We start from the raw sequence: 21,822 nt of genomic DNA on the forward strand, positions 1-21,822 counted from the left end.
CATCCCGAATCGCTGGCTCGGGCCTTCGCCCCCTGGCGGGCGAACTTCATGGCCCGGGCGACCGTCGAAATGGCCTTCTGGGATCTCTGGGCGAAATCGCTGGGCCTGCCCTTGCAGACCGTGCTGGGAGGCGAAGGCGATGCCGTCGACGTCGGCGTGTCACTGGGCATCGGCCCCATCGCCGGCACGCTGGAGCGTGTGGCGACCCATCTTCAGCAGGGCTACAAGCGCATCAAGCTCAAGGTAAGGCCCGGCCATGACATCGCCCTCCTTCAGGCGGTGCGCCACGACTTCCCCGATGCTCACCTGACCGTTGACGCCAACTGCTGCTACACGCTGGCCGACAGCGACCTGATCCTGGGGATGGACGATTTCGCGCTGGACTACATCGAACAGCCTCTGGCCTGGGACGACATCCACGACCACGCCACCCTGCAAAAGCGCATCCGGACGCCGCTTTGCCTCGATGAATGCATCCGCACGGTGGACCACGCCCGCAAGGCGCTGCAGACCGATGCGGCGCGGGTCATCAACATCAAGGTCGGCCGGGTGGGCGGACATGCCGCCGCCCGCCAGATCCACGACCTGTGCCAATCCTTCCAGGTGCCGGTCTGGTGCGGCGGCATGCTGGAATCCGGCATCGGCCGGGCGCACAACATCCACATGTCCACGCTGCCGGGATTTACCAAGCCGGGCGACACCTCGTCGGCCAGCCGATATTTCACCCGCGACATCATCGAGCAGAAGCTGGAGACGGAAGGCGGCCGGATGCCCGTGCCGAAGGGGCCGGGCATTGGCGTGACGCTGGACCTCGACTATCTGGGCACTTCAACGCTTTCGGTGCAGGACTTCAACGCATGACCGACCTCACCTTCCGCGACCTCTCGGGCATGGCCGAGTTCCGCGCCGCGGAGAACCTGCAACGCGCGGTCTGGGGCGCAGGTGACCAGCCCGACCCTGCCGATCTGATGATGGTCATTCAGGCCGAAGGCGGCCTTGTCGGCGGTGCCTTCGCGGCGGAGAAGCTTCTGGGCTATGTCTTCGGCTTTCCCACGCGCGAGACGCGGGTGCAGCATTCCCACCGGCTGGCCGTGCTGCCCGAGGCGCGGGGGCTGCAACTGGGGGTTCGGCTGAAGTTCTATCAGCGACGCTGGTGCCTTGAGCGCGGCATCACCCATGTCCGCTGGACCTTCGATCCGCTTCGCATTGTCAACGCCACGATGAACATCCATCGGCTTGGCGCCACGTCAGACACCTACCTGCCCGACTATTATGGCGAGATGGCGGGCATCAACAGCGGCCTCGCCTCCGACAGGCTTCTGGTCGACTGGGATCTGGCCGCACCGGTGAGCAGCGCGCTGGCCGAGGGCCGGCCGCGCCCGACGCAACCCTGCGGGCCCCTGAACGTGACCCTGCCCGAAGACCTGGAAACCCTGACCCGCAACGACCCGGAACAAGCCCGCGCTCTTCGCATCGACCTGCGCCAGGAGTTGCAGGCCGCCCTCGCCAATGGGCGCCGGATCGTGGACTTCGACCGAAAACGCCGCCACTACCTGCTGACGATCTGAGCCGCTGATCCTTTGGAGGGTCCGCGCCTCGCCGGGGATTTGCACATCCGCTTCGAGAACAAGTCGCCGCCGATGCATCGTTGCCCGGGCCTGCGCGGGCGCCGCTCCTGACGGCGGCGCAAGGTGGTGGCACGGATGGCCGCCACGCTCGAAGCGCCGCCGTCACGGGCCGAACTGGCCCGCGGCGCCAACCTGTCGGAACGCAGCCTCAACCGGCGGTTCCAGCGCGACCTCGGCCAGTCGCCCGCCCGCTACCGGCAATCCCTGCGCCACGCCCGGGCGCGCGACCTTGCGAGGCACACCGATCTCGGCCTGGACGAGAACGCCCTGCGCTGCGGCTTCTCCAGCGGCTCAGCGCTGTCGCGGGTCTTGTTAGTGTCCACGCGCGTGGTGTGATTTCTGCGCCGCCCGGCGGGTGATTTCGGGCGATGTCCTGACCGCTCGAAGGGCCTGGATTTGGTCAGGAGCGGACGCTGTCGACTGGCACGCCCCCGCCTCGGACCAAATTGCCCTGACAGGATCTCCGCCACAGATCAACGGTAGCCGCCACGTCGCAGCCCTTGATCGTTGCGACCAGGAGCTGGCCGCGCCGGCCCGACACCATCAAGTGTCGTCCGGCTCCTTCGGGCAAGGCGAAAACCAGGATACCGTTCGTCTCGAGTGTTCCGAGCAGCGGAAACGCGGGCGACAGCAGTTTCGTAAGCGCGTTCTCGACCCAGTCGACGAGACGCGCCGCGTCATCGCCCTCGCCTTGGGCCAGCGCGGCCTCCTCGCCTTCGACCACGACCACGGCCTGCAACAATGGCTGGAGTCCTTCGAGGAGCGCCTCTTGCGCCGTGCCTTCGCCCGTGCCGGGCATTGCCTCGCCGGGCAGGCCCGCTGCCTCGGCGATGGCGCCCGGATCGACGCCGCCCCGCACCGGGCCGGCCGCTTCGCCGAGCGGTTCCGCAGTGGCAGCGAACCCGGCGCTTCTTTCACAGAGCCCGCGGAGGAGAATGGAAAGCCCGTGGACGTCGCCGACAGAAAGTTCGTCGCGTCCGAACAGCGCCATGTGTTCGGCCGTCAGCCCGGCGGGCGGCGGGGCGAGCAGGCGCACCAGCCGGCGGCCTGACGCCTCGCAGACGAGGCGCGACCCATCGTCGAACTCGAAGTTCAGGCGCTGGCCAACAACCGCGATGTCGACCTGTTCGAGGATGCCGGCAAGGCCGTCAGACCAGGTTACGTATCGAACGCGCCCCGGTTGCGCCGTTCCGTCCCGCGCCGAACGCCGAAGCATCTCCTTCAATCGCGCGAAATCGCTCATCTCGCAGGATCCTCGCCGGCAAGGGCTGCGCGGACCGCATTGATCAGCGAACCTACGGCGATGTCGGCCGCGCAGATGCAGCACAGGGCTTCGTTCGGATCGGCGAGGTTCCTGAAGAAGGTGCGACTTCCCGTCGGTGACAGGAACAGCACGTGTTCGACCGGGCCATCCCCCTTGGGGGCCGAGTCGAACAGGTCGGCTGCACAGGCGCAAAGCACGTCGAGGTGTTCCTGCCGGAAATGAAGGGCGCCATCCCAGCTGAGAACGGTCCGCGACCCGAGATCCACATATACCGCGAGGTCGCAATCCGGGAGCTTGCGACGAAAAGCTTTGAGCGCAGTTGGGGTCATCAGCGGGTCGCACCAATCCTCTGGTTCGAGAGCGCAATCTTGCGTCAACCGGGCGGGCGCGACAACCCCGGGCAGCCGCTAGATCAACGAAGCGGATGCAGGAAGCCGCTGTCGTCGGCTTTGACCCTGCTCCCCGGTGCGCAACACGACCCGCCGGGGTACGATCCTGCCGACAGGCGCTTGCTCGCCTCTCCCCGACGGCGCCGCTTCGACGGGCTTGGCCTCGGCGACAACAGGCCGTTCGGGCGCGGCCTCATGCTGTGCGGGACGGAGTTGCACGGGGGCCGCCGCCCCGACGTCTGCGTCAATGTCATCCGTTTCCGTCTGCGCCACAGCAAAGATGTCGGACGCGCCCGTATGCGGCTTGCCGGCAAGCACCGGCTCGAGGTCCCCGATGATCTTCTCCAGCCCGGCCAGCACCGCCTCCAGACCCGATGATCGCAAGGCGTCGGGATCACCGTCGGCTTGCTGGGCCTCGATGAGAGAAACCGGAATCACCTCCCGGAACAACGGCCCCGCTTCTCGTTCCACGCGACTTAGCACGCGCCGCCGGTCTCCCGCCGAGAGAACCTTGTCGATGCGGGTAACCAGAAGCAGGCTGCAGGGGAACAGGCGCCCGGGCGCTTCCTCCCACAATGCCGCCTCGGACTGACGCCAAGCCTGGGTAGCGGGTGTGCACCAGATCACCGCGTCGGCGAGCGGCAACATGCGTTGCCAGATGTCGTCGGTGATGTGCGGGTCGGAACTGCCCGGCATGTCGATGATGTCGCAAGCTTCGAGAATGTCGGCCTGCACGAACTTCCGGATTGCGCGGGTGCTGCGGACCGAAACCAGGTCGGGCGGCGCGGAGTCGAGCGGTTCTTCCGTTCCGTCCACCGCGATGCGGATCGCGGGCGCGTCGCCCTGCGCGTACCAGATCGGCGGCATCTGTGTCGCCGTCACCTGCACGGGCGAAAACGTTTCGTTAAGAAGTAGGTTCGCCAGCGTGCTCTTGCCTGCGCTGAACTCGCCCATCAGGACGACCCGGGGTTTCCGCGGCAGCACCGGGCTTGCCGAGTTGAGTTCGGCCGTCATTCCGCAGCCCTCCATTCGTTTCGCGGTTTCAATTCGGACAGGAACACCACGGTCTCGCTCAGCGCGTCTCGCCGATCCATGGCGACCGCTTCGGCGCGTTGCCGAAGCTTGTCGACCCCGATTTCGGTCTGGCTTGCGAGATCCAGCAGGTGTGCCCTCTGGGCGTCGATGAATTCCTTGAGGATCTGCCGTGCCGCATGGGCGTAGACCTCCGCGTGATCGGCGCGAAGCGAGACCAGGAACGGCTCGATCTCGGCGTCTATCAGCGCCGAGTACTCCTCGGCGAAATTCTGGTAGCTCCTGCGGCGGCGCCACCAGCTCGTCCACCAGTTTCCCTTCACATCGAGCGCGATGGTGCTGCCGAGGATGACCGGCGGAGGCGGGTTCTGCACCACCGGGGCCTCGATCGTTGTGGCGTCTTCGGAAAGCTGGAACGCGCCGACATAGAGGGTCCGGATATCGGCAGCGGTGGCGGCGAAGACCTTCTCACTCGTATTCGCCGCCCTTGCTGCGAAGACCCGATAGGCCGAGCTCAACAGCAGCCGCAGGCCTGCCGGATCGTATGTCCATATCTCGTGATCGCCATAGTCCTCGAGGTGGCGGATCAGCGAGGCTGTGGCGCGACCGAGGAAGGATCGCCGCGCGCCCATGAGTCTGCTCTCGAGCCCCGAGATCAGTTTGCCCATTTCCGCGTCAAGAAGATCGAGGTTGCGCCGGGCAATGATGTCGAGTTCGCGGCCGATGTCTGCGGATGCCACGGGCGTAACCGCATCGTCTGCCATCCGCTTCGACACGACCTGCCGCGACGCCTCGATGCTGGTTGCGATGTTTCGCGCCGAACGGACGATGCGCTCCTCGAACTCGGCACCCTCGCCGGAATCGATCCGGGATGAGATCGCCTCGCAGAGCGCCGGAATACCCGAGATCTTCCAGATCGTCTCGTGCACCGTTCCGGGCACCACGCCGGAGCGCAATTTGTGTTCTGCCCATTCGATCAGCGCCTTCGAACTCGCCTTCCCGAGGTCCTTGTAGACGTGGGACAGAGCGTGAACCGCCCAGAACGCGCTGCCGAAAATGATCTCGGCTTCGGTCGGACCGTTGAGGGCCTCGAGGGTGGCTACGATGCTCTTGCGGATTTCTTCCGACTCTCGAACGGGATCGTTCAGCTCGTCGATCCGGTTGACGAAGATGATCACCTCGCGCGACCGGATGTTGGAGATCAGGCGGATCAGCGCCATGTCGACGGTCGACAGGGTCTGATGCGCGGAAAGCACCACGACGCAGAGCCGGCTCTCGCGGATGGCGTTGACGGTGATCTGTTCGCGTATCATGAACGTGTCGTTCACGCCGGGCGTGTCGCGGATGCAGAGACGGTGCGGCAGATCGGGTTGTCCGAGATAGAGATCGGCCGACTTCGTGATGTCGGCGAACCGTCCCTGTTTCTGGTCGGCGGAGGTGTCGCTTCCGAGATCGTCGCCGAGGCAGACGTATCGCTGCACCAGTTCCTGATCGACGTAGCCGTATTCGTGCTCCTGACCCATCAGCAACTCGAACTTCCGACCAAGCCGCTGGCGCGACTTCTCGCGCATTTCCTCAAGCTGGCGCCGTACTTTCTCGAGCTCCTTGTGCGCGCCGGCGCGGGCCGCGAGCTCACCGACGCGCCCCCCCCGGTTGAGAAGGCGGCTCCATTCATCCTCGTCGAAGAAGCGGAACTTCGCCCTTCCCGAGCCGCTCCGTGTTGCGGGATCGAGGTGAAGTGACGTCACCACCGAGGTCCAAGGGTTGATGTCGGCGGGCAGGAGGCCGGGCCAACCGGCCAACGCATTCACCAGCGTGGTCTTGCCCGCCTTCACCTGGCCGATCATCGTGACCGATGGCTCAAAGCTGCGGATCTGGCGCTTGAGCTTTCGTGTGGCCGCGTGGGCAGTGTCCCCGCCTGCATCGGCAATCGCGTCCACGGCGGTTTCGAGCTTGCGGATCCGCTCGGCAAACGCCTGCAACCTGGAAAACGCCGACCGGGTCAACTCGCCCTTGGACGTGGCTTCGTCCTGCCCTGCGATTCTTGGTTCGGCGTTCATCGTCGATCTCCTTAATTCAGGGGGATTCCGGGCCCGGCCAGACATGCCTCGAATGCGGAACGGAGTTGGAGCAACAACGCGGCGGCATCCAATGCCTGCGCGGGGCCGCCCTCAATCTGCAGCAGCGTCGCCATGTCGGAGGCGTCGTCGACGAGCGCCCGAAGCGCACAGGCCGCACCCTCGTCCTCCGGCCAATCGGCTGCGTGGTCTCGAAGCCCGTCGGTAATCTCGCAGCAGCGTCCCAGGACTTCCCCCGCCCAGTCGGCGGCGTCCGCGTCGTGCCATTCCATCGCCTCGAACAGGTCGCGTGACATGCGCCTGAGAAAGATGAGCGGCTCGGACACGAGATCGACCATGCCGGCAATTCCCGTGCTCTCGGGCGGTTCCGCCTGCCCAGGGGCCGGGCGACTGGCCGTGGCGGGCGACGGCTCCGGGTGCCGTTGCGGTTCTGGCTTTGCCGTGACGATCCCTTGACCGCACCGATGCAGGAGAAGCTGCGCCGCATCGAGGTCTTCCGCAATCGCCTGATCGATGTCGGCGACGAGTTGCCCGAGCAACCGCTGCGCCCCGGTCTGCATGTCCGTGGCGCCGCTTCCGTGCGCGGCGGGGCCGCCCGGCAGGAATATCGCGCGTTCGAAATCCGGCGGCATCCGGTCGCGCAGACCGCCAACCTCGGGTTGTGGTGCGAAGACGACCAGATAAGCGTGGTTCTTCAACTCGCGTGCGGCCTCGTTCCAGATACGAGCCTCGAGAGGGGAGAAGTCCCGCGTGCACCAGAGGGCGAAATCCATCCGGCGCGCGGCCCAGCGGAGTGCCGCCGACTGCTCTGCCGCGTCCTCGCCGGCTGCAAGATAGAGGAACGTCACGCGCCGCAGCGCTCCAAGCGGGGCGCCGACCTTCAGGAAGACCGCACCGCGCTCCAGGAGGTCGCCGATCGGCATTCCATCGGCGGCGAGCGTGCTCGCGTCCGCCAACGTCGCCCTCGTGTGCGCTCGCTCTGCGAAGCCAATCTCCATGGTCGGCCAGGCCATCCGCACCGGCAGAACTTCGGTCCCGAGGAGGGCGGCGAGCAGGCGCTTGCGCTGTTCTGCTTCAAACCCGATCAGCCCCACGCGGATCGGGCGGCGCAACCTATCGACGAGGTACTCGCAGTTCCGGGCGATTCGCGGCGGGAGTGCGGCGGAGGCGAGCACGGCCTCGAGGTCTTCCAGTGTCTTCCGGGTGCTGGGCGCGAGCGATGCCACGGTGTCAGCTCCTTGTCCCGAGGTGCCGCGCCGGGGAGAACGCGCCGCTCCACGCCCGCAGCATCGTCGAAGGCGAGAGCCAACCCGCCAGACGCCGCTCAGGCGTCGGGTTGGAGGCCTTCAGAACGACCACGGAGATGTTGTCCTGTTCCGGATCGCCCAGGGCCGCGACTTCAGCGATCAAGGCGCTGGCGATCGAAGCGCTATGTTCGGCCGCCGCACGCGCCAGAACCAGTTCCAACCTTTCGTCCGGGAGGAACTGAAGCCCGTCGCTGGCGACCAGTACCAGGTCGCCGTTTTGCAGCGCAAACGGTCGATCCGGGCAATCGATCACCGTTATTTCATCACCGGTCAGGGCGGACGTGAGGCAATTTCGCTGCGGATGGTTGCGGCCGATTTCCGGGTCGATAAGGCCCTTCCTGACCATCAGGTCGATCTGCGGCGCCATCGAATGATCGTCATTGAGACGGGTAAGTCGGCCGTCGCGATAAAGAAGGAGCGGCGAGTCCCCGACCGATATCCAATAGAGACGGCCCGCCAGAACCACGGCCACAATCACCGTGCCGCCCATGCCAGCGGTCTCGGGCGCCGCTTTGATCCGCGCGCGGATGCGGTGGTTGGCGACATTCATTGCACTGCGAAGCAACTTCGGTATGTCGGTTTCGGACAAGTCTGGATCCGCAATCCGCAACGTCAGATCGGCGAAGATCTCGGCGACGATGATCCGGCTCGCCACGTCGCCTGCGGCATGTCCGCCCATGCCGTCCGACAGCACCGCGAATCCGATCTCGGCACCCTGTGCAAACGAGGTCGCGAGCGCGTCCTCCTGACGCGACCTTGCGCCTCGGTCGAGCGCGGAGGCCGCGTCGATTTCGATCTCAGCTTTCCGGGGCATCGGTGTCCTGCCTGTCTTCCGTCGAGCCCCAGGTGAAATCGGGTCCGCAGAGGGCCACGAAACGAAGTGTCGTCTTGCCGATCCGGATCAGGTCGGCATCAGCGAGATCTTCGGTGGCCAGAACGGGAGTCCCGTTCCTGCGTACGATGTTCGACTTGCCGCCGTGGCCCACGAAGAACCGGTTCTGTTCGTCGTCGTAGGCGATCGAGGCATGGTTATCGCGCGAGATGCTGGTGTCGCCGAAATCCAGGCAGACCGTCTGGTCGGCGCCGCGACCGATGGTCGAGACGCCTGCACCGATCATGAACGACGTGCCCCGTCCGGGGCCGTCGACAATCACGAGCCAGCCGGCCGGAAACCGCCCCTTCGCCGCCGGTGCCGCCCGTTCCGCGGCGAACACGTCGTCCTTCACGCCGCCCGCGTGGAATCCGATGATCCGGGTCTTCACCCGCGCCGCGGCTGTGGCTGCGGGACTCTTGTTCAGGTCTTGATCCGACCCGATGCGAACTCGCGCAATCGGCGCTGCTTCCGAAGGCTCGTCAGCGGCGGCGCGCCGTGTCTGCGCTTGTGCCGGCTGCGCGGCACCGTCGTCGCGGTCGGCGTCTTCTATGTCCCATATCTGCTTCTTCGGGGGGGACTCGGTCGTCGCGCCGACCGGGCCGCGTCTCTCCAATTGCGGCAGAGCGGCAGGTGTTTCAGGCGTCGGTTCCACGGCGCCTTCGAGTTCCTGGAGTCTTTCGCGCACGGCATCGAGATCGAAAAAGTCTGAAACCTGTTCCGATCCTTCGGCGTCGCTTGGGGGCGCGGGCGAAGGCAGCGGCCGCTTGCGTACGATGACGTCTCTCAGATATCTCACCTGCTCACCTCTTTCAGCTTCGGGCCGAGGGTGGCCCCGAAAACGCGGAAGATGTACGAACCGGCGAAGAACCGGCCGAGCACGGTCTCTTGCCGTTCGGGAATTTCGGCCTCGTCGGTTTCAATGTCGTCGGCAGGTTCATCCAGCGGGACGACATTCCACATCGAGGAAACGGGGATGTCCGCACCGGTTTCCGGCTCCGGTTCGGCCAGATCGGGTGCCGCCTCGTCAAGCGGCGCACCGGCGCTGAGGTGACCCGCAGCCGAGAAAACCCGCCGGGATGTCATGCCCGGAGCAGGTTTCGGGGCGGAGGTTTCAGGCGGCAGCGCGAAATGCTCCGCGGGCGACTCTAACTGCAACTGACGCTGCGAGTCCTGGACGAGCTGGGCGATGCGCTTCTCCATTTCGCGGTCGTTTCGCGCCTCTTCCAGCAAGCGCAGCTGTCGCCGCTGGGTGTCGATGAGGTCGCGCCATTCCGCTGCATTCTGGAGCCTCTCGTTCGGGAATATGCTGAGGCAGCGGTTGATGGCGTCGAGGAAAAAGCTGTCATAACCCCTGATCTTCACCGGGGTCAGCGGCTCCAGCGGGTCCTTCAGGTTCTTCGCTACCGCTGCCAGCCGTACCTGGCTGCTCGGCGGCGCTTGTCCCGAAACGAGATGGTAGAACGTCGCGGCCAGCGCATAAAGATCGCTGGAAAACGCCTGCTCGCTTCCGGCAAGGTAGAGTTCCTGGGGCGAATAGCCGTCCTTGACGGTCAGAACCTTCGAGAGAACCCGGCTCACGCGCGTCGCACTTTCCCGTGCCGCGCCAAAATCTATGAGGACCGGCGAATTGTCGGGTTCGAGCAGGATGTTGTCGGGGGAAATGTCGCGGTGAAGGATGTCGCGGTCGTGCATGTAGGCAACGGCATCGAGCACCTTGATCAGCAGTTCCTTGATCTCCTTGGGGGTCAGTCGGCCCGGCTCCGCCTCGATCACGTGGAGCAGGTCGCGCCCGTCGACGAAGTCCAGCGCCATGTAGGCGGTGTCGTTGTCCTTGAAGATCTGGTGAACCCCGACGATGTAGGGATGCTGAAGCTCCGACAGGGCGCGGGCTTCCTTCTCGAACAGGTCGAGTATCTTGCTGAATTCCGGCGCGCTGCCTTTCGAGCGAAGTCGCACCGTACTCCGCGTGCGGCAGCAGATCGCTCCGGGAAAGCACTCCTTGATGACGATCTTGCGGCCAAGACTGTCGCGCGCGAGGTATGTGATCCCGAACCCGCCGGAATTCAGATAGGATTCGATCGTGTATTGCCCGCCGCACAATACCGTCCCCGGCGACAATTCGTCCCCGAAGGAATCGAGTTGACCGACAACTCCTATGTTCGCCGACTGGTCCAATTCTGTTCCCTGGGTGAATGGTGACAGAAATGCACAGCCCGAAGGCCGTCAACTATCCGACACAGTCGTCAGAAAATGCGCCCGAAAGATGGCAACAAACCGGTGGATGTTGGCCATGCGCGAGCAGAACCGGAATAGGCTCCGCCAATTAATGCCGTTGTGCCGCCGCCCCTGTCATTGTCCAATGACATCCTCTTTCGCGGCGACGATTCTGACTTCTTCCGTGAAGGCGCCGGCAATGACCTTATCGACGGTGGGACTGGTGGCGGCGACGGCGACCAGGTGAGGTACGAGGATATCTCATCCGGCGTGGTCGCTAGGCTCCAGACTCATTGATCCTCAAGGCCAGAGCATGACGGTAGCGGCGAGGGCGACGACTGAGAGGAAGGTCTTGGCGCACCTGTCGTAGCGGGTTGCGAGCCTGCGCCAGTCCTTCAGCCGACCGAACATGATCCCGATCCGGTTGCGGCGCCGGTACCGTCGCTTGTCGTATCGGACGGCCATGCCGCGAGACTTCCGACCGGGGATGCAAGGACGTATCCCCTTGTATTTCAACGCATCCCCGAACCAGTCGGCATCGTTTCCGCGGTCGGCCAGCAACCAGCCCACCTTCGGCAAACTATCGAGAAGAGCGGCGGCTCCCGTGTAGTCACTGACCTGTCCTGCAGTCATGAAGAAGCGGATCGGGCGCCAATCGGCATCCGTGACGGCGAACGTGGTCGTGGCGCTCCCATGACGAACTTGTCCCATGTTGCTTCCTTCCATTCCTGTGAAAGGATCGCGCCATCAAACCGTGGGATCAAACACCTAGACTGTGTTCGATGCACCTTGATACCCATTTATTAAGCATTTCGTTGCTGTATCGGGGCACCACGCCGCAGTCCCCCCGTCGCTTCCGACTGCGCGCCGTCACTCGGCCGCGGCATCCTTGCAGAAGATGTCGTAAAGCGTCGCGACGAGCCGTTCGGCCCGGGTATCGGCGAGCGAGTAGTAGATGGCCTTGCCGTCACGGCGGGCAGCGACGAGGCCCTCGAGGCGGAGACGGGCGAGCTGCTGGCTGACCGCCGCCTGCCGCGAGGCGAGCAGGATTTCGAGTTCGGTCACCGATTTCTCGCCCGTGGAAAGGTGGCACAGGATCATCAGCCGCCCTTCGTGCGCCAGCGCCTTGAGGAAGTTCGAGGCTTCGTCCGCGCGTGCCAGCATTTCCGCGGGCGCGACGGCGCACTGCGGCGGAAGGCCGGTCGGGTCGAAACGGGGGTGCGGCTCGCTCAGGGGCATGGTCATCCTGATTTTCGACGAAATGTAGGCGAAACACGGCCGCGGCGCCAGCCCTGCGGCGCTTCGGCGCAGCGCGACGTTGCGGCGGAGTTGCGCCGACCGGTTCACCGGGCGCCAGCAGATGACTTTACGTAAGCCCCGCGCTCGGCGATCCTTCGCGGCGATGGGGGCTGAGATCGGGATCCTGCGTGCCGAGGCGCGCCGCATCGTTGCGGCCGGGCTCGCTGCTTCGGCGGCGGGGGAGGCGGTTCTGCGGACACTTCTCACAGGTCCTGTTGCGGCGCCCGGACCCGGAGGCCGGCGCTTCATCTTCGCGGCTGGCCGGTTCGCCCGCGAGATGGCCCTGGCGGCGCGCGGCCATCTCGGCCCCTGCGAGACGCTGATCGTCACCGATCCCGTCGCCGCCCGACCGGTCGAGGGCGCGCGCGTTCTCGCGGCAGGCTGGCCTGACCCGGACCCCGCGGGCCTGCGTGCCGCCGAGGCGGCGGAGGCGGCGCTTGCCCGCCTCGGGCCGGAGGACGCGGCGCTCGTTCTTCTGTCGGCCGGGGCGGCGCGGATGCTGCCGGCACCGGCAGGCGCCGCCACGCTCGCCGACCTCTCTGCGGTCGAGGGGCTCATGCGCGGTGCCGGCGCGGGAGCGGACGAGGTCCTGCTCGTCCGCCAGCAGCTTTCGCGGCTGGAGGGCGGCGGGCTCGCGGCCCTGCTCGCCGGCTCCAGGGTGACGGCGCTCGCCGTCGCGGACGCCGAGGGCGGAGCCGACCCGAGGCGGCTTGCCGGAGGCATGTTCGCCCCGCCGCTCGGCAGCCGGGTGACGGCGCGGGCGCTCCTCGAACTCTACGGGCTCTGGGAACGTCTGCCGGTCCGCGTGCTGGACCGCCTTGCGGCGCCGGTGCCGGCAGCGCGGGAAGGCGCACGGCCGCGGCTGCGGGTCGTGGCGTCGAATGCGCTCGCGGTCTCGGCCATGGCGGATTGCGGCGTCCGCGCCGTGGCGCGGCCCTTGCAGGGCATGCCGGAAGAGATCGTGCACGAGCTTTTCGCGCTTGCCGCGGGCGTCGGGCCGGGGGCGGGCTGCACCTTCGGGCTGGAGTCCACGCCCCAGGGCGCGCTTCTTCCCGGCCCGGAGACCGACGCGCCGGTCGGCGGAACGGGCGTCGCGGCGCTCACGCTCCGGGCGCCGCTCGTCGCAGGCGCAGCCCGGCCGCGGCATGCGGACCTCGGCCTGCGCTTTGCGATGCTGGCGCGCGACCGCCGCCTGGCCGGGCCCTGGGTGCTTCTCCTGACAGCCAGCGACGGCGGCGGCGCGGCGGGTCTTGCCCCAGGGGTCGTGGTGGACAGCGATACGCTCGAGGAGCTCGGCGCGGCCGGGATCGACGCGGAGGAGGCGCGTAGCCGCGGCCGCGCCGCCGAGGTCCTGGAATGGATCGGCGCGGTCTACCGGAGCGGGCCGACCGGGACAGACGTCGGCGACCTCGCGGTCTTCCTGCGGGGCTGATGCCGGCTCAGTCGCGGTGGAGGAAGTCGCCGTAGCGGCCGTGCCAGAAGAGAAGTGGCGTGCCCTGGCGAACGAAGGCGCGCAGCACCCGGCCGACGAGGATCGCGTGATCGCCGCCGTCATGCACGGCATGGGCCGCGCAGTCGAAGCGGGCCAGGCAACCGGGGAGCAGCGGCAGCCCCTCGGGTGTCGCGCCGGGGTCGAGCCCCGCGAAGTCGCCGCCCGCGCGCGCGAAGCGGTGGCAGAGGTCGAGCTGATCGGCTGCGAGGACGTGGATAGCGTAATGCCCAGCCTCGGTGAAGGCGGTGAAGCGTGCCGAGGCTTTCGCCGGGCACCAGAGCACGAGCGGCGGATCGAGCGAGACCGAGGTGAAGCTGTTGGCGGTAATGCCCACGGGTCCCTTCGCGGTCTGCGTCGTGACCACGGTCACCCCGGTGGCGTAGCGCCCGAGCGCCGCGCGGAAGGCCCGCTTTCCGTCGCGCCCCTCGCCGCTCCCGTCTGGCGTGATGATATCCATGCCCGGTTCCGCTGCCATGTCCCGGACCGCATGAGGGCGGTCGCCGCGGCGGCAGAAAGATCACATTCCGGAGCAATTGGCTACCCGCACGGGCACGATCCCGCGCGGGATTGCGAGGTCGCGGTTCAGACCTCTTCCTCGCCGGTATCGACGAGCCAGCCGCCGGGGCCGGCGATATGGTCGGGGAGCGCGAGGATCATCAGCTCGCGGATCACGAGGCAGGCCAGCAGGCTGGCAGCGATTTCATCGAAAGAGAACTGGGAAACAAAGTCCATCGTAACCTCCTCGGCTGACAGGTACCGGTATGCCCGGCAAACGGGGCGCCTTTGCGGCGCGGGGATGACAATTCGCGGCCCTTGTCGCGGCGGCCCAATGTTGTCGCGCGGGCACGATTCAGGGCCCGCGCCGGTGTCGTCCGGCGCGCGCGCCTTGCTCTTTGCCGCCCGCCCCCCTATGTCGCGGCTAACCCCATCGGCCCCTGCAGGGCCGGAACGGAGCCCTTCATGTCCACTGCCATCCACTATTTCCGCTGGGCCTTCCTGTTCACGGCGGCGGGCCTCGCGCTCGCCTTCTGGCTCGGCTGGGGATACGGGCACGGGCTGGCCGGCGCGACGAGCTTCTTCCTCATCGGGGTGGTGCTGGCGATCCTGGAAATCTCGCTTTCCTTCGACAACGCCATCGTCAACGCCAACAAGCTGGAACAGATGACGCCGGTCTGGCAGCACCGCTTCCTGACCTGGGGCATACTCATCGCCGTCTTCGGCATGCGGATCATCTTCCCGCTGCTCATCGTCGTCGTGGCGGCGGGCATCGGCCCCTGGGAGGCGCTGCGACTGGCGGCGTTGCGTCCCGACGAATACGCCGAGATCATCGCGGGGGCGCATCTGTCCATCGCGGCCTTCGGCGGGACCTTCCTGATGATGGTGGCGTTGCGCTACTTCATCGACGAGGGCAAGGAGGTGGACTGGATCCGCGCGCTCGAATGCCAGCTTCGCCGCTGTGCCTCTGTCCGCGGGCTCGAGATCGCCTTCGTCCTCGTTGTCGTGATGCTTTTCGCCTCGGTGATGCCGGGCGAGGAGGTCGGCCCGTTCCTTTTCGCCTCGGTGGGGGGGCTCCTGACCTTTCTCGCGGTCGAGGTCCTCGGCCATGTCCTTGACCAGCGCGAGGCGGCGCGCACGGCGGCGGCAGGCGGGCTCGGCGCGTTCCTATACCTTGAGGTGCTCGACGCCTCGTTCAGCTTCGACGGCGTGATTGGCGCCTTCGCTCTGACCCACAACCTCTTCCTCATCGCCATCGGCCTCGGCATCGGCGCGATGTATGTCCGCTCGATGACGATCATGCTGGTGGAACGCAAGACGCTGTCGGAGTTTCGCTACCTGGAGCACGGGGCGTTCTACTCGATCCTCGTCCTGAGCATGATCATGTTCGCCCAGACGCTCTGGCATATCCCCGAACTGGTGACGGGCGTGCTGGGCTCTGCCTTCATCGGCGTCGCGCTCGTTTCCTCCATCCTGCACAACCGCCGCCAGAACGCCTGACCGGTCGGCCCCGGGAGGCATCCGGCGAAGGTTTCCACACCTCTGTGAGGGCGGATTGCGCCGGTCAGGCGCGGAAGCGGGCGGCGAGCGCGTCGGCGGCGCCGACGAGGAGCGACATGTCAACGGCGAGGGCGACGAAGCGGGCGCCGGCGTCGATGCAGGCCCGTGCGAATGCCTCGTCCTGGGTCAGAAGCCCCGCCGGCCGCCCGAGCCGCCCGAGCCGGGCGACGGCGTCGAGGACGGCCGCGCGCACCTCCGGATGGCCGGTCTGGCCCGGGCGGCCCATCGAGGCGGCGAGATCGGCAGGGCCGATGAAGATGCCGTCCACCCCCTCGGTCGTCGCGATGTCCTCGAGCCGCGAGAGGGCGAGGGCGGTCTCGACCTGGAGGAGGAGGCAGACTTCGGCGTCGGCCTTTCCGTGGTAGCCGCTGATCCGCCCGTAGCCTGCCGCCCGCATCGTGCCGGCCACGCCGCGGACCCCGGTGGGCGGGTAGCGGGTGGCGGCGACCGCCGCCTCGGCTTCGGCCCGGCTCTGGATGTAGGGGATGAGAAGGGTCTGTGCGCCCTGGTCGAGATGGCGCTTGATGAGCGCTGTGTCGTTGACGCTCGGCCGCACCACAGGTGCGGTCGGCCAGGGTGCCATCGCCTGCAGGAGCGGCAGGACCGCCGCGACCTCGACGGGAGTGTGCTCGGTGTCGAGCACCATCCAGTCGAAGCCGGCGCCCGCAAGCGCCTCCACCGCCGTGGGCTCCGGGATCGTGGACCAGAGACCGAACTGAAGCTCGCCCGCTGCGAGGCGGGCCTTGAAGCGGTTCCCGGGCATCTCCATGGGCCTTATCCCTTCAGGAGTCGTGCCGCCCGTTCGACGGCGAAGGCGTAGCCCTGAACCCCCGCGCCGGCGATCACCGCCTCGGCACGGTTGGAGACGTAGGAATGGTGGCGGAAGGGCTCGCGCTTGTGGATGTTGGAGATATGGACCTCGATCACCGGCCCCTCGAAGGCGTTGAGCGCGTCGAGGAGGGCGACCGAGGTATGGCTGAAGGCGCCGGGATTGATGACGATGGCGGCATTTTCGCTTCTTGCCGCCTGCACCCAGTCGATGAGTTCGTATTCCCGGTTCGACTGCCGGCAGGTGACCGAGAGGCCGTGCGCCGCCGCGGTGGCGGCGCAGAGCGCCTCGACGTCGGCCAGCGTTTCGCGCCCGTAGATCTCGGGCTGGCGTGTGCCGAGGAGGTTCAGATTGGGTCCGTTCAGGACGAGGATCGGTTTCATGGGAGCCTTCCGCACGCCGTTGCCGCGTCGATGATGGGAGAAAGAGCCGCGGGCCGCAACGCCAGTGGTGCCGGGGCCGGCGGCAAGTCCGCCGGCTGTTGCCGGGCTGCGTCGCGGCCGGCGCGGCGCGATGGTCTGGCGCGGCAGGCCCGGGTGCGGCAAGGGCGCGCGGATACGTCCGGAGACTCGACGCCGCTGCGTGGGCGGGCGATGATCCCGCCGGCGTGGCAGGCTGCGACGCGTGGGCGCGGCGGGCGGAAGGAAACAGGCACAGATGGAGCGTGCGCCGGGCGAAGGCTGGAAGGTGGCGCTGATCGCCGTGGCGCTGGGCGGGCTTCTGGCCGGTCTCGGCTTGCGCCTCACCGGGCGGGCGGACCTCGCGGCCCTTGTCTGGAGCCTCGGCGTCCTGCCGGTCCTCGGCACGCTCGTCCGCGAGATCGTCGAGAGCCTCAGGCGCGGGGATGTCGGGCTCGACATCGTCGCGGCGCTTTCCATGTCGGCGGCACTGGCCACCGGCGAGGCGCTGGCGGCCGCGGTCGTCGCTGTGATGTATGCCGGCGGTACCTTCCTCGAGAGCTTCGCGGAGGGGCGGGCGCGGCGCGAGATGGCCGGCCTTCTTGCGCGCGTGCCGCGCAGCGCCACGCGCCACCGCAACGGCGCGCTGGAGGAGGTCGCGCTCGATGCCATCGCGCCGGGCGACCGGCTTCTGATCCGGCAGGGCGATGTGGTGCCGGTCGACGGGACTGTGGCGGCCGGTTCGGCCTTCCTCGACACGTCGGCACTGACCGGCGAGTCGCTGCCGGTGCGCCTCGCCGCCGGTGACGAGGCGATGAGCGGATCGACCAATTCGGGCGAGGCCTTCGACCTTCTGGCGACGCGGCGGGCGAAGGAGAGCACCTATGCCGGGATCGTCCGCCTCGTGGAGGCTGCGCAGGCCTCGCGTGCGCCGATGGCGCGGCTGGCGGACCGCTGGGCGCTGGGATTTCTGGCTGTCACGGTTGCGATAGCGGCGGCGGCGTGGTGGGGGACTGGCGATCCGGTTCGGGCCGTGGCGGTGCTGGTGGTGGCGACGCCCTGTCCGCTCATCCTCGCCGTGCCGGTGGCGCTGGTGGCGGGCCTCAGCCGGGCGGCGGAGTACGGCGTGCTGGTGAAGGGCGCCAAGCCACTGGAGGCGATGGCGCGAATCCGCACGCTCATCCTCGACAAGACCGGGACGCTGACGGACGGGCGGCCGCAGATCGTGGCGATCGAGCGGCTTGGCAGCGCGGGGGAGACGGAGATCCTGCGGCTCGCTGCCGCGCTGGAGCAGGCCTCGAAACATCCCGTGGCGCAGGCGGTGGTCGCCGCCGCAGTGGCGCGGGGGCTCGCGCTGCCGGTGCCGTCGGAGGTCGCGGAGATTCCGGGCGAGGGGGTCGCCGGGCGGGTGGAGGGCCGCGCCGTCGTGGTCGGCGGCCACGGCTTCGTGCGCGAGCGGCTCGGCCTCGAGCCGGAGCCCGCGCCCGAGGGGGCGGTCGGCGCCGTGCTCGTCGCCGTGGCGGTGGATGGCCGTCTCGCCGCGCGGCTGGTGATGGCGGACCCGCTCCGTCCCGACGTGGCAGCAACGCTGCAGGCGCTGCGGCAGGAGGGCGTGGGGCGCATCCTTCTCGCCACCGGCGACCGCGCCGACGTCGCCGAGCATGTCACCCGCGGGCTCGGCTTCGACGCGCTCCGGGCAGAACTGAAGCCCGACCAGAAGGTGCTTCTCGTCCTGACCGAGCGGAAGGACGGGCCGGTGATGATGGTGGGCGACGGGGTGAACGACGCCCCGGCGCTGGCGGCGGCCGATGTCGGCGTGGCGATGGGCGCGCGGGGCGCCGCGGCTTCGGCCGAGGCGGCCGAGGTCGTGCTGCTCGTCGACCGCCTCGACCGTCTCTGCGCGGGAATGGAGATCGCGCGGCGCGCCCGCGGCATCGCGCTGCAGAGCGTGGTCGCTGGGATCGGCCTTTCCGTCCTCGGCATGGTCGCGGCGGCGCTCGGATACCTGCAACCGGTGGAGGGTGCGCTCCTGCAGGAGGTGATCGACGTGGCGGTGATCCTGAACGCGCTCCGGGCGCTCCGGGTGGTGCCGCGCAGGATCGCGGTTGCCGCAGCGCATCCGGCGGGGGCGGCGGCTGCGGCGTGAGCAAGGCGGACGGGGGAAAGGGCGCGGCGGATGTCGCGGGGGCTTTCCGGCCTGTGCGATTCGCTCCATATGGGCCGGATGGACAGCTGGAAATCCCTCAAGGCGCGGCTCAAGCGGATTCTCGTCCGGATCCGGCGGCGCGTGCCGCCCGGGGTGCGGACGCTTCTCGGTCTTTGCCTCGTCGCGGGGGGGATCGTGGGGTTCCTGCCGGTGCTCGGGTTCTGGATGATCCCGCTTGGCGTTCTCGTGATCGGGCTTGACGTCAAGCCGGTGCTGAGCCGGCTGCGCGCCCTGAGGTCCAGACGGAAACAGGATTGATGCGCCGGCCACCCGGGCGCCGACCCCCGCGGAAAAGGAAAAACCGGGGCGGAACCGCCCCGGCACTCACGACAATCACGCTTGCGTCAGTTGCCCGCGGCGGTTGTCGGCGCCACGGTGAGCTTCGGGGCACCCGTCGACAGCGGATCTTCCTGACGCTGCACAGAGCCTTCGAAATGCGCGCCGCTTTCGATCGCGATCGTCTTGTGGATGATGTCCCCTTCCACCCGCGCGGTGGAGGTGAGTCGCACCTTGAGGCCGCGCACCCGGCCGATCACGCGGCCGTTCACCACGATGTCGTCCGCGACGATCTCGCCCTTGATCGTGGCGCTTTCGCCCACGGTCAGCAGATGCGCGCGGATATCGCCCTCGACCACGCCTTCGATCTGGATGTCGCCCGAGGTCTTCACGTTGCCGGTGATGGTCAGGTCCGCCGACAGGACCGAAGCGCCGGGCTTCGGCTTGGGGGCGGAGGACAGGTAGTCGAAGGCGGGTTTCGGCGCAGCAGGTTCGGGCGCCTTCGGCTGTTCGGTCGGCGCCGCCGATTTGGGTCCGGGTTCGTTGATCCTGCTCTTAGAAAACATTGTTCGCCGCCTTGATAAACGTCATCGGGTTCACAGCAGTGCCGCCCGTGCGCACCTCGTAGTGGAGATGGGTGCCAGTAGAGCGGCCAGTATTCCCCATATCACCGATCCTGTCGCCGCGCGAGACCCTTTGGCCGACCTCCACGCGCACCTTTGAAAGATGCCCATAGCGGGTGGCGAGGCCGAACTCGTGCCGGATCTCGACCATGTTGCCGTAGCCCGATTCCCACCCGGCGTGGACGACCGTGCCTTCGGCGGTGGCATAGACGGGCGAGCCAAGGGCGCCGGCCATGTCGATGCCTTCGTGCGCCCGGCCCCAGCGGCGCCCGAAGCCCGAGGTGTAGCGGAACGAGGTCTTGAGCGGCATGGCAAAGGGTGCCTTCTCGACCGCGAGCCGGTAGAGATTCATCCGGTCGAGGCCTTCGAGGATGCGGCCGGCACGCTCCGCGCTGTCGTCGCTGCCCGCGGCGACCGGCGGGACGAGGGGCCCGAGCGGGCCGCCCTGGCCCGAGTAGCCACGGCGCACCTGTTCGATGAGATCGTCGGGATCGAGGCCCGCGGAAGAGAACATCTTGTCGAGCGGGGCCATCGAGATCGTGACCGCCTCCTCGAGACTCGCGAAGATCTCGTCGTGACGTTCTTCCAGAAGACGTTTCTCGTAGGCGACTTCGTCGGCCTCGGACTTCGCCGCGTCGGCCAGTTCGGCCATCGCGTCGCGTTCGGCGGCGGTACGTCCGAGGGCGGCCGTGAGCACGCCCAGCGTGTCGGCCACATCGGCGCCGGAAGGCGCCGCGCTGGCGGCGGTCTGCGGCCCCTCGGAGGCAACGGCCGCCAGCTCGGTGACGCGGGCAAGCGCCTGGTCGCGTTCACCCATCGTCCGCCGGAGCGTCGCCTGGATCACGCCGATTCCGGTTTCCAGTTCCTTGCGCCGTTCTTCCGAGGCAAGGAGTGCCGACTGCATCGCCGATACCTGCCGCATGGCAAGGGCGAAGCGCTCCTGCGCCGCCACCGCCTCCTGGGCCCGCTGGTCGCGCTCGACCGAGAGCGCATCGAGGCGGGCCTCGTAGTTGGCCTGTTCGCGCCGCGCCTGTTCCCGGGCGCTGCCCGAGCCGATCGAATCCATGAGGAGGATCGCCGTGGCGACGATCGTCCAGGCCAGGAGAAGCGAGAAGCCCGCCATCGCGACGGCCTGGGTGACCGGCCTCAGCCGGATGAAGCGCGTCTCGGAGTCCGATCGCAGGAACAGGCGCTGTTCCGGAATACGTCTTTCCAAGGCAGCGTTGAAACGGCCGATGAGTCGCGCTGGCACGCCGATCCCCCGTAGTCGTTATCGCATTTGGCCGGACCCATCCCCACAGGTCCCGCTGGTTCGGGATTAGCGTCCGTCTCTGCGACGGGCAAGGATTAAGCCGGCCGCCGCCGACTGTCGGGCCGGAAGCCGCCGGTTTCGGCAGATTCTCGCCGACCGGGCATGGCGCATGTCGTGGGTTTCCCTCGGGTTAGCGGAAGCCGGCGGTGCCCGGCGCCTCGGCCACCTCGTCGGCGAGCGGCCAGTAGAAATCTGGCGGCAGTCCCGCCTCGGCGCGCTTTTCGGTATTGAACGGGGGCTTCAGGGGCCCATGGAAATACCTGCGGACGAGGGCGTGAAAGACCTCCTTCGGGTCGAGCCCGTCGCGTCCGCAAAGCCAGTTGAACCACTTCACCCCGTAGGCGACATGACCGACTTCCTCGGCGTAGATCGTGCGCAGGGCCGCGACGGCCGCAGCCTCGCCGGCGCGTTCGAAGATTCCGATCATCCCCGGCGTCACGTCGAGCCCGCGTGCCTCCAGCACCATGGGCACGACGGCGAGCCTTCCATGGAGGTCATGCGCCGTGTCCTCGGCCGCACGCCACATGAAGGCATGGGCGGGCAGGG

At 67.7% G+C, this 21,822-nt stretch carries 24 protein-coding genes and 1 pseudogene; 8 read left to right on the top strand and 17 right to left on the bottom strand.

Annotated features, from left to right (window positions below; translation table 11 throughout):
• From menC to ACMUOO_RS10755, 3 genes are all read left to right on the top strand, one after another.
• Positions 1-861 (top strand): o-succinylbenzoate synthase (menC, locus tag ACMUOO_RS10745; RefSeq protein WP_413855209.1); only part of this gene is annotated, 861 nt, incomplete at its 5' end.
• The gene (locus ACMUOO_RS10750) at positions 858-1,568 is read left to right on the top strand and encodes a GNAT family N-acetyltransferase (protein WP_301920124.1); all 711 of its coding nucleotides are present in this window, start codon (positions 858-860) and stop codon (positions 1,566-1,568) included. The genes menC and ACMUOO_RS10750, both read left to right, overlap by 4 nt.
• A gap of 123 nt (positions 1,569-1,691) precedes the next feature.
• Positions 1,692-1,964, top strand: a complete 273-nt coding sequence (locus tag ACMUOO_RS10755; RefSeq protein WP_301920125.1) for a helix-turn-helix domain-containing protein — start codon at positions 1,692-1,694, stop codon at positions 1,962-1,964.
• A 64-nt stretch (positions 1,965-2,028) separates the two neighbouring features.
• On the opposite strand, the gene ACMUOO_RS10760 is transcribed toward ACMUOO_RS10755, so the two are convergent.
• The 8 genes from ACMUOO_RS10760 to ACMUOO_RS10795 all read right to left on the bottom strand — a co-directional run bounded on the left by ACMUOO_RS10760 (position 2,029) and on the right by ACMUOO_RS10795 (position 10,528).
• Positions 2,029-2,871 carry a hypothetical protein gene (locus ACMUOO_RS10760; protein ID WP_413855212.1) on the bottom strand — a complete coding sequence of 281 codons (843 nt, stop codon included), beginning with the start codon at positions 2,869-2,871 and terminating at the stop codon, positions 2,029-2,031.
• Entirely contained in the window at positions 2,868-3,221 is a 354-nt protein-coding gene (locus tag ACMUOO_RS10765) for a hypothetical protein (RefSeq protein WP_413855213.1), read from the bottom strand. Before ACMUOO_RS10765 ends, ACMUOO_RS10760 begins: the two co-directional genes overlap by 4 nt.
• Positions 3,222-3,299: 78 nt before the next feature.
• Positions 3,300-4,295 carry a hypothetical protein gene (locus tag ACMUOO_RS10770; RefSeq protein ID WP_301920128.1) on the bottom strand — a complete coding sequence of 332 codons (996 nt, stop codon included), beginning with the start codon at positions 4,293-4,295 and terminating at the stop codon, positions 3,300-3,302.
• A complete protein-coding gene (locus ACMUOO_RS10775) occupies positions 4,292-6,373 on the bottom strand; it encodes a dynamin family protein (protein WP_301920129.1) in 2,082 nt (693 codons plus the stop codon). The genes ACMUOO_RS10770 and ACMUOO_RS10775 overlap by 4 nt, the downstream gene beginning before the upstream one ends.
• A gap of 11 nt (positions 6,374-6,384) precedes the next feature.
• Complete coding sequence (locus tag ACMUOO_RS10780; protein WP_301920130.1) at positions 6,385-7,617, bottom strand: hypothetical protein; 1,233 nt, start codon at positions 7,615-7,617, stop codon at positions 6,385-6,387.
• Between the two features lie 4 nt (positions 7,618-7,621).
• Positions 7,622-8,512: a PP2C family protein-serine/threonine phosphatase gene (locus ACMUOO_RS10785; RefSeq protein ID WP_301920131.1), complete on the bottom strand. Its 891-nt coding sequence runs from the start codon at positions 8,510-8,512 to the stop codon at positions 7,622-7,624.
• Complete coding sequence (locus ACMUOO_RS10790) at positions 8,496-9,224, bottom strand: FHA domain-containing protein (RefSeq protein WP_301920132.1); 729 nt, start codon at positions 9,222-9,224, stop codon at positions 8,496-8,498. The genes ACMUOO_RS10785 and ACMUOO_RS10790 overlap by 17 nt, the downstream gene beginning before the upstream one ends.
• A 140-nt stretch (positions 9,225-9,364) precedes the next feature.
• Positions 9,365-10,528, bottom strand: a complete 1,164-nt coding sequence (locus tag ACMUOO_RS10795) for a serine/threonine protein kinase (RefSeq protein WP_413855223.1) — start codon at positions 10,526-10,528, stop codon at positions 9,365-9,367.
• On the opposite strand from ACMUOO_RS10795, the gene ACMUOO_RS10800 reads away from it, so the two are divergent.
• Positions 10,436-10,771 carry a hypothetical protein gene (locus ACMUOO_RS10800; protein ID WP_413855226.1) on the top strand — a complete coding sequence of 112 codons (336 nt, stop codon included), beginning with the start codon at positions 10,436-10,438 and terminating at the stop codon, positions 10,769-10,771. The two genes, ACMUOO_RS10795 and ACMUOO_RS10800, sit on opposite strands and share 93 nt — an antisense overlap.
• Before the next feature lie 315 nt (positions 10,772-11,086).
• On the opposite strand, the pseudogene ACMUOO_RS10805 reads toward ACMUOO_RS10800, so the two are convergent.
• Together ACMUOO_RS10805 and ACMUOO_RS10810 are read right to left on the bottom strand one after the other, a co-directional pair.
• Positions 11,087-11,515, bottom strand: a pseudogene (locus tag ACMUOO_RS10805) (IS5 family transposase); the annotation flags it as partial.
• 141 nt (positions 11,516-11,656) lie between these two features.
• Positions 11,657-12,025, bottom strand: coding sequence for an ArsR/SmtB family transcription factor (locus ACMUOO_RS10810; protein WP_301920145.1), 369 nt, complete (start codon positions 12,023-12,025; stop codon positions 11,657-11,659).
• 121 nt (positions 12,026-12,146) lie between these two features.
• Between ACMUOO_RS10810 and ACMUOO_RS10815 the strand changes: the two genes are divergently transcribed.
• Positions 12,147-13,517, top strand: coding sequence for a DUF4147 domain-containing protein (locus ACMUOO_RS10815; RefSeq protein WP_301920135.1), 1,371 nt, complete (start codon positions 12,147-12,149; stop codon positions 13,515-13,517).
• Positions 13,518-13,524: 7 nt separating this feature from the next.
• Here the strand turns inward: ACMUOO_RS10815 and ACMUOO_RS10820 are convergent, their stop codons facing one another.
• Both ACMUOO_RS10820 and ACMUOO_RS10825 read right to left on the bottom strand, forming a co-directional pair.
• On the bottom strand, positions 13,525-14,034 hold the full coding sequence (locus ACMUOO_RS10820; protein ID WP_301920136.1) for a flavin reductase family protein: 510 nt from the start codon (positions 14,032-14,034) through the stop codon (positions 13,525-13,527).
• A gap of 125 nt (positions 14,035-14,159) precedes the next feature.
• Complete coding sequence (locus ACMUOO_RS10825; RefSeq protein ID WP_301920137.1) at positions 14,160-14,309, bottom strand: hypothetical protein; 150 nt, start codon at positions 14,307-14,309, stop codon at positions 14,160-14,162.
• Positions 14,310-14,537: 228 nt separating this feature from the next.
• Here ACMUOO_RS10825 and ACMUOO_RS10830 point away from each other — a divergent pair, with 228 nt between their 5' ends.
• Positions 14,538-15,572 (top strand): DUF475 domain-containing protein, encoded by a 1,035-nt coding sequence (locus ACMUOO_RS10830; protein ID WP_301920138.1) that lies wholly within the window; start codon positions 14,538-14,540, stop codon positions 15,570-15,572.
• A gap of 64 nt (positions 15,573-15,636) precedes the next feature.
• Here the strand turns inward: ACMUOO_RS10830 and ACMUOO_RS10835 are convergent, their stop codons facing one another.
• Positions 15,637-16,401: an aldolase/citrate lyase family protein gene (locus tag ACMUOO_RS10835; RefSeq protein ID WP_301920139.1), complete on the bottom strand. Its 765-nt coding sequence runs from the start codon at positions 16,399-16,401 to the stop codon at positions 15,637-15,639.
• Between the two features lie 5 nt (positions 16,402-16,406).
• Complete coding sequence (gene aroQ / locus ACMUOO_RS10840) at positions 16,407-16,844, bottom strand: type II 3-dehydroquinate dehydratase (RefSeq protein WP_301920140.1); 438 nt, start codon at positions 16,842-16,844, stop codon at positions 16,407-16,409.
• 274 nt (positions 16,845-17,118) lie between these two features.
• Between aroQ and ACMUOO_RS10845 the strand changes: the two genes are divergently transcribed.
• On the top strand, positions 17,119-19,005 hold the full coding sequence (locus tag ACMUOO_RS10845; protein WP_301920141.1) for a heavy metal translocating P-type ATPase: 1,887 nt from the start codon (positions 17,119-17,121) through the stop codon (positions 19,003-19,005).
• Positions 19,006-19,035: 30 nt separating this feature from the next.
• On the top strand, positions 19,036-19,323 hold the full coding sequence (locus ACMUOO_RS10850; RefSeq protein WP_413855219.1) for a hypothetical protein: 288 nt from the start codon (positions 19,036-19,038) through the stop codon (positions 19,321-19,323).
• 86 nt (positions 19,324-19,409) lie between these two features.
• Here the strand turns inward: ACMUOO_RS10850 and ACMUOO_RS10855 are convergent, their stop codons facing one another.
• The 3 genes from ACMUOO_RS10855 to ACMUOO_RS10865 all read right to left on the bottom strand — a co-directional run.
• Entirely contained in the window at positions 19,410-19,907 is a 498-nt protein-coding gene (locus tag ACMUOO_RS10855) for a bactofilin family protein (RefSeq protein ID WP_301920143.1), read from the bottom strand.
• The gene (locus ACMUOO_RS10860; RefSeq protein ID WP_301920144.1) at positions 19,897-21,216 is read right to left on the bottom strand and encodes a M23 family metallopeptidase; all 1,320 of its coding nucleotides are present in this window, start codon (positions 21,214-21,216) and stop codon (positions 19,897-19,899) included. The genes ACMUOO_RS10855 and ACMUOO_RS10860 overlap by 11 nt, the downstream gene beginning before the upstream one ends.
• A 190-nt stretch (positions 21,217-21,406) precedes the next feature.
• Positions 21,407-21,822: DUF455 family protein (locus ACMUOO_RS10865; protein WP_413855221.1), on the bottom strand; the 416-nt coding region annotated here is incomplete at its 5' end.

Origin of the sequence: Albidovulum sp. (assembly GCF_041919395.1) — a bacterium.
Taxonomy (GTDB): Bacteria; Pseudomonadota; Alphaproteobacteria; order Rhodobacterales; family Rhodobacteraceae; genus Albidovulum.

Excerpts from the sequence above, each read along its gene's own strand:
- ACMUOO_RS10825 (WP_301920137.1), bottom strand. The coding sequence starts at position 14,309 with ATGGACTTTGTTTCCCAGTTCTCTTTCGATGAAATCGCTGCCAGCCTG.
- ACMUOO_RS10770 (WP_301920128.1), bottom strand. The coding sequence starts at position 4,295 with ATGACGGCCGAACTCAACTCGGCAAGCCCGGTGCTGCCGCGGAAACCC.
- ACMUOO_RS10815 (WP_301920135.1), top strand. The coding sequence starts at position 12,147 with ATGACTTTACGTAAGCCCCGCGCTCGGCGATCCTTCGCGGCGATGGGG.
- ACMUOO_RS10785 (WP_301920131.1), bottom strand. The coding sequence starts at position 8,512 with ATGCCCCGGAAAGCTGAGATCGAAATCGACGCGGCCTCCGCGCTCGAC.
- ACMUOO_RS10820 (WP_301920136.1), bottom strand. The coding sequence starts at position 14,034 with ATGGATATCATCACGCCAGACGGGAGCGGCGAGGGGCGCGACGGAAAG.
- ACMUOO_RS10855 (WP_301920143.1), bottom strand. The coding sequence starts at position 19,907 with ATGTTTTCTAAGAGCAGGATCAACGAACCCGGACCCAAATCGGCGGCG.
- ACMUOO_RS10845 (WP_301920141.1), top strand. The coding sequence starts at position 17,119 with ATGGAGCGTGCGCCGGGCGAAGGCTGGAAGGTGGCGCTGATCGCCGTG.
- ACMUOO_RS10750 (WP_301920124.1), top strand. The coding sequence starts at position 858 with ATGACCGACCTCACCTTCCGCGACCTCTCGGGCATGGCCGAGTTCCGC.
- ACMUOO_RS10775 (WP_301920129.1), bottom strand. The coding sequence starts at position 6,373 with ATGAACGCCGAACCAAGAATCGCAGGGCAGGACGAAGCCACGTCCAAG.
- aroQ (WP_301920140.1), bottom strand. The coding sequence starts at position 16,844 with ATGAAACCGATCCTCGTCCTGAACGGACCCAATCTGAACCTCCTCGGC.
- ACMUOO_RS10850 (WP_413855219.1), top strand. The coding sequence starts at position 19,036 with ATGTCGCGGGGGCTTTCCGGCCTGTGCGATTCGCTCCATATGGGCCGG.
- ACMUOO_RS10760 (WP_413855212.1), bottom strand. The coding sequence starts at position 2,871 with ATGAGCGATTTCGCGCGATTGAAGGAGATGCTTCGGCGTTCGGCGCGG.
- ACMUOO_RS10835 (WP_301920139.1), bottom strand. The coding sequence starts at position 16,401 with ATGGAGATGCCCGGGAACCGCTTCAAGGCCCGCCTCGCAGCGGGCGAG.
- ACMUOO_RS10810 (WP_301920145.1), bottom strand. The coding sequence starts at position 12,025 with ATGCCCCTGAGCGAGCCGCACCCCCGTTTCGACCCGACCGGCCTTCCG.
- ACMUOO_RS10800 (WP_413855226.1), top strand. The coding sequence starts at position 10,436 with ATGCTGAAGCTCCGACAGGGCGCGGGCTTCCTTCTCGAACAGGTCGAG.
- ACMUOO_RS10830 (WP_301920138.1), top strand. The coding sequence starts at position 14,538 with ATGTCCACTGCCATCCACTATTTCCGCTGGGCCTTCCTGTTCACGGCG.
- ACMUOO_RS10765 (WP_413855213.1), bottom strand. The coding sequence starts at position 3,221 with ATGACCCCAACTGCGCTCAAAGCTTTTCGTCGCAAGCTCCCGGATTGC.